The following is a 4,500-nucleotide window of genomic DNA, read 5'->3' as shown; positions in this document are numbered from 1 at the left end:
CACATTCGCGCAGGCGGCAGCGCTGCCTCTTACGTCGCTGACGGCCTGGGAGTTGCTGTTCGATCGCCTCGACGTTAAGCCCGGAAAGCTGCACGATGCCGGTACGCTGCTGATCATCGGCGGGGCGGGCGGTGTCGGCTCGATGCTGATCCAGCTGGCGCGACGCATCACCGCCCTGACCGTCATCGCGACTGCCTCACGGCCCGAAAGCCGGGAGTGGTGCCTGTCGCTCGGGGCGCACCATGTCATCGATCATTTGCGATCGATGATTGAGGAGCTTGCCGCTACAGGCACTTCGGCGATCACCCACATCGCAGCTCTCAATCAGACAGAGCAGCATTGGGCTGCGATTGCAGCGATCATTGCCCCCTACGGCAAGGTCGGAGTCATCACCAACCATGCAATCCTCGATGCGACGCCGCTTCGGTCGAAAAGCGCTTCGTTGCATTGGGAGGACGTGGTGACGCGACCCCATTTTGGCGGTGCTGACATGATCGCCCATCACAGGATTCTCGAAGAGGTCTCGGCGCTCGCCGATTCCGGTGTCCTGCGCTCCACAGTAACGACCGACCTCGGGAGGCTCACGCCCAGCAGTCTTCGAGAGGCGCATCGGCTTGTTGAGGGCGGCCGCATGTTGGGAAAAGTTGTCTTGGAGCGATTTTCGACCGAAATGGGGGACGCGCCACTACCCGCGACCAGATGACCGCGAGGGCTGATGATCGCAGGCCAGTTGCTGTCTTTGCATTTCCAGGTCGTAAGAGCAGAACTGCTACAACGACGCCGAACGGACGCTCGGGCTGCTATATGGAACAGTCGCCTGGCCCTCTGCATAGCCCTTCAGACACGTCTTTGATCATTGCTTGAGGAACGCGCCCGTGTAGGTCTGCCCGGCAAGCCTAACGGTTCCGGCCAGGGCTCCATCGGGCCGCATGACAAAACTGACGTCTGCGCCATTCGGTAGGCGCTCAAGCTTCAACGTCGTCCCCACAATTCTTCCAGCGCCGGCGGCCTCTCCCGGATGGTTGTCGCCCAGATTTCCCCACGCATAGGTGACCGTCACCTTCCCATTGGAAGAAATCGTCTGAACAGCAAGTTTGGCGTCATACATCCCATCCAATCGTCCGGCCCATAGACCCGAAAAAGCAGCATACTTTGTCGGAACAGCCTTGTTAGGGGGAGTGACCGCCACGGATTGATCCATGATTGCTGAGCCGGAAGGAACAGCGGCAGGATCCGAGGCGGTCTGGGCAGGAACGTTACCAGGTTCCAACGCAGGTTCGAGAGTGGGTTGCGGCGTTTCAGGAGCCGATTGGCACGCGGCTAAGGCAAGCGCCGCGAAGCCAAGCATTGCGTTGCACATTCGGTGTGCCATCTTCTAGTGACCCGGCCATCTTTGAATTTATCGCAGGCTGATCTTATCGCGCGTTTTCACAACCTGTGTCTACGCCGCGCATCTTCAGCGGGAAGCAATGTTCTCTGCACGCCGGACATGGCCGTGCTTCGAGGCATGGCTTCCCGCCAATGGCATGACAACTGTGTCAATTCCGCCGGACGCGAAACCAATCCGGTGCTGGCAGCCACCTCGTGCCTGAAACAGCTATTTCACGCTTCGAAAACAAAGACTGTTACAGCCGCGCGAGCGGGACGCGCCTGATATCAGGCGGTAAGGAGTGGGGCGCAGCGAACTGCTGGCTCGCAGATCCCAGCACGAGCCGACGGGAAGAGATGGATCCAACCCCTCGTCTCCAGTAAAAATGTTGGCAACGACCAGACGGCCAGTCCGGCCGCGGACGTGATTCGAGAAGGCGGGAGAACATGCGAATCGACAAAGATCGCCTTGAATTGACGCAAGTGCTGCACGCGCTAGTCGTCGATTACTGGCATGACGTCGACACCAACTGGGGACGGAACGCACCGGACTATTACACTGAGGATGCGACATTCGCGGGGTCGGCGACGACGTATGAAGGGCGCGAGAAAATTCGCGCATTCTACAAGTGGCGGGAGGATCGCGGCGCTCGCACGGTTGTCCATTCGGTGCAGAATTTCCAGGCGATGTTCGACGACGGTCCCGACACGGCGCTTTGCCATTGGGTGCTGATGCTGTACGCCGCGGATGGGAAGCCTGTGCTCCCGACGCACCCCCCTATCCAGATCGCCTACATGACCGATCGGCTCGTCAACACGCCACAGGGTTGGAAAGTCACCTATCGGCGTTTCGAGCCGTGGTTCGAAGGCGGCACGCCGCCGACCAACCCGGTCCTTGGAAGCAACTGAAGTTGGCCCGCTACAGCGCAACGGAATATTCGCGATGCACCGAAGCATCCAGACCCGCACGATTGCGGATGAAATCCAGCGCATGCTCGATGTTGGTCCGCGTATCGAGGAGGGGGGCCAGCACGTCTTCCTTGATCCTGCGGGGGTCCACCGACGACTTGAAGAATGATACGGACATCACTGCCGCGACCTTGTCCCTTTCTATGATGGGAACTCCGAGAGTCGTCATCCGAAGCGGTTCGGTGCCCGGGTCACGCACGGCGTAGCCTGCGCGCCGGATACGGTCCAGGCGGTTCCGAAACGCCAGTTCTTCCTTGTCGCCAAACTCCATGGAAAAGCTCTTCCGGATGCGAACGATGTGCCGTTCTCGTTCTTCGTCATCACAGAAGGCCATGTAGGCGCGACCCATGGCGGACTTGAACAGATCTGCGCGTTTGCGGAGTACTGTATTGGTGTGCACGACAGGGCTGATCGTGCCCGTCCAATAAAGAATCTCGATTGCGTCAACGCCAGCCGCCGAGTTCCGGAACGATCCCGACCTTTGTTCGGGAATCCTGCAGGACGAAGACATCCACAGCCTACCATCCTCCGTCGATCCCGATGTTCTGGCCGGTGATCCTGTCGGCGGCCGGCGAGACGAGGAAATGCACAAGATCGGCGACATCCTCAGGCACGATACGCAGCTTCAGGCATTGCCGGTCGATCACCCAATCATTGTATTCCTGGAGCTTGTGCCCGAAGACGCGCTCCTCCGCCTCCGACACGATAGCCCCTGGCGCAACCGCATTCACGCATATGCCATAGGGTCCGAGTTCGCGTGCCAGCGATTTGGTCAGGCCGAGCATCGCGCCTTTGGACGCGATATAGGGGACATAGCCGCCAAGCTGGCCGTTGAGGGTGATCGACGTGAAGTTGATGATCTTGCCCCAGCCCTTCTTCTTCATGTGAGGCGCACAGGCCTGCACCAGCGCAAAGGCGGCGGAGGAATTCACGCGGATCTGCTGCTCGTATTCCTCCAGGCTGAACTCTTCATAGGGCCGGTTGATGATGAGCGCGGCATTGTTGATCAGGATGTCGATGCCGCCGACGTCCGCGACGATCCCTTCGACGATTTTGGTCGCGTTCGCCAGGTCGTTCAGATCGCAGCCGGCGAAGCTGACCGTCGCACCGAGCTCCCTCGCCCGCTGCGCGGCGTCCTCGATCTCGGGCCGGTCGAGCACGATGACATCGGCGCCTTCCGCCGAGAGCTTCCTGGCCTGCGCTCGGCCAAGCGTCCCCAGACCGCCGGTCAGAAGAACGTTCCGGCCGCTCAGATCAGGCATTGCTTCCTCCTGTCAAAGAACCTCCTGGACTTCCTCGATCGAAGTCTCGCCGATCCGCTTGTCCAGAACGATTTCGCCGCGCGCCATTGCAACGACCCGGTCGCAGCATTCGAAGACATGGTGCATGTTGTGGCTGATGAAAATGCCGGTGACGTTCTGCTCCTTGAGCGATCGCACGAAGCCGATCACCTTTTTGGTCTCCTTGACGGACAGATGGTTGGTCGGCTCGTCGAGGATCATCACCTTTGACTTGAAATGCATGGCCCTGGCTATGGCGACACCCTGCCGCTGACCACCCGATAGTTCGCCCACCAGAGCGTCGGGCGAACGCAGATGCAGATCGACATCGGCGATGGCCTTGACGCTTTCGCGGCGCATCTGGCCCAGATCCATGACACCGATCCCGCCGATCGCAAACTTCAGCGGCTCGCGCCCGACAAACATGTTACGGGCGATCGACATGGTAGGAACCATCGAATTGTACTGGTAAATGGTCTCGATGCCGAGGCGCATAGCGTCGCGCGGATTGCTGATCTGAACTTTCTCTCCGTCGATCAGCACCTCGCCCTGATCCTCTCTCTGTACACCCGAAAGGATGTTGATCAGGGTCGATTTGCCGGCCCCGTTGTCGCCGATCAGGCCGAGCGCCTCGTTCGGATAGATGTCTAGCGAGATGTTCTTGAGGGCATGGACGCCGGAATACCACTTGTGCAGATTGCGGATCGAGATAATGGGGTCGGCCATCGTCAGGTCTCCGCCTTTATCCGCTTGGCGCGCCGCAGCAGCCAGGCGTTCGCGACCACGGCGAAGATGGTCAAGGTTCCGATGGCGAACTTGAACCAGTTCGCGTCAACCCGACTGAGAACCAGCCCATTGTCGATCACGCGGATCAGGATGGCGC

At 59.8% G+C, this 4,500-nt stretch carries 6 protein-coding genes and 1 pseudogene; 2 read left to right on the top strand and 5 right to left on the bottom strand.

Going from position 1 to position 4,500, the window contains the following annotated elements; genetic code table 11:
* A partial coding sequence (locus E5W87_RS14860; protein WP_292398515.1) for a zinc-binding dehydrogenase occupies positions 1-703 on the top strand: 703 nt, incomplete at its 5' end.
* 150 nt (positions 704-853) lie between these two features.
* On the opposite strand, the gene E5W87_RS14855 is transcribed toward E5W87_RS14860, so the two are convergent.
* Positions 854-1,348 (bottom strand): hypothetical protein, encoded by a 495-nt coding sequence (locus E5W87_RS14855; RefSeq protein WP_292398513.1) that lies wholly within the window; start codon positions 1,346-1,348, stop codon positions 854-856.
* 467 nt (positions 1,349-1,815) lie between these two features.
* Between E5W87_RS14855 and E5W87_RS14850 the strand changes: the two genes are divergently transcribed.
* Entirely contained in the window at positions 1,816-2,277 is a 462-nt protein-coding gene (locus tag E5W87_RS14850; protein WP_292398508.1) for a nuclear transport factor 2 family protein, read from the top strand.
* 10 nt (positions 2,278-2,287) lie between these two features.
* Here the strand turns inward: E5W87_RS14850 and E5W87_RS14845 are convergent, their stop codons facing one another.
* The 4 genes and pseudogenes from E5W87_RS14845 to E5W87_RS14830 all read right to left on the bottom strand — a co-directional run.
* Complete coding sequence (locus E5W87_RS14845; RefSeq protein WP_292398506.1) at positions 2,288-2,848, bottom strand: IclR family transcriptional regulator C-terminal domain-containing protein; 561 nt, start codon at positions 2,846-2,848, stop codon at positions 2,288-2,290.
* Positions 2,849-2,855: 7 nt separating this feature from the next.
* Positions 2,856-3,599: an SDR family oxidoreductase gene (locus E5W87_RS14840; RefSeq protein ID WP_292398504.1), complete on the bottom strand. Its 744-nt coding sequence runs from the start codon at positions 3,597-3,599 to the stop codon at positions 2,856-2,858.
* 12 nt (positions 3,600-3,611) lie between these two features.
* Positions 3,612-4,343: an ATP-binding cassette domain-containing protein gene (locus E5W87_RS14835; protein WP_292398501.1), complete on the bottom strand. Its 732-nt coding sequence runs from the start codon at positions 4,341-4,343 to the stop codon at positions 3,612-3,614.
* 2 nt (positions 4,344-4,345) lie between these two features.
* Positions 4,346-4,500: pseudogene (locus tag E5W87_RS14830) on the bottom strand (ABC transporter permease); the annotation flags it as partial.

It is taken from the genome of Mesorhizobium sp. (genome assembly GCF_004962925.1).
Classification (GTDB): domain Bacteria; phylum Pseudomonadota; class Alphaproteobacteria; order Rhizobiales; family Rhizobiaceae; genus Mesorhizobium.
The sequence above is the reverse complement of the archived record's forward strand: the minus strand, read 5'-3'. Positions and strand labels throughout refer to the sequence as shown.

What these genes read in the sequence shown, in the direction of transcription:
- E5W87_RS14840 (WP_292398504.1), bottom strand. Translation starts at nt 3,599, where the DNA reads ATGCCTGATCTGAGCGGCCGGAACGTTCTTCTGACCGGCGGTCTGGGG.
- E5W87_RS14835 (WP_292398501.1), bottom strand. Translation starts at nt 4,343, where the DNA reads ATGGCCGACCCCATTATCTCGATCCGCAATCTGCACAAGTGGTATTCC.
- E5W87_RS14850 (WP_292398508.1), top strand. Translation starts at nt 1,816, where the DNA reads ATGCGAATCGACAAAGATCGCCTTGAATTGACGCAAGTGCTGCACGCG.
- E5W87_RS14855 (WP_292398513.1), bottom strand. Translation starts at nt 1,348, where the DNA reads ATGCTTGGCTTCGCGGCGCTTGCCTTAGCCGCGTGCCAATCGGCTCCT.
- E5W87_RS14845 (WP_292398506.1), bottom strand. Translation starts at nt 2,848, where the DNA reads ATGTCTTCGTCCTGCAGGATTCCCGAACAAAGGTCGGGATCGTTCCGG.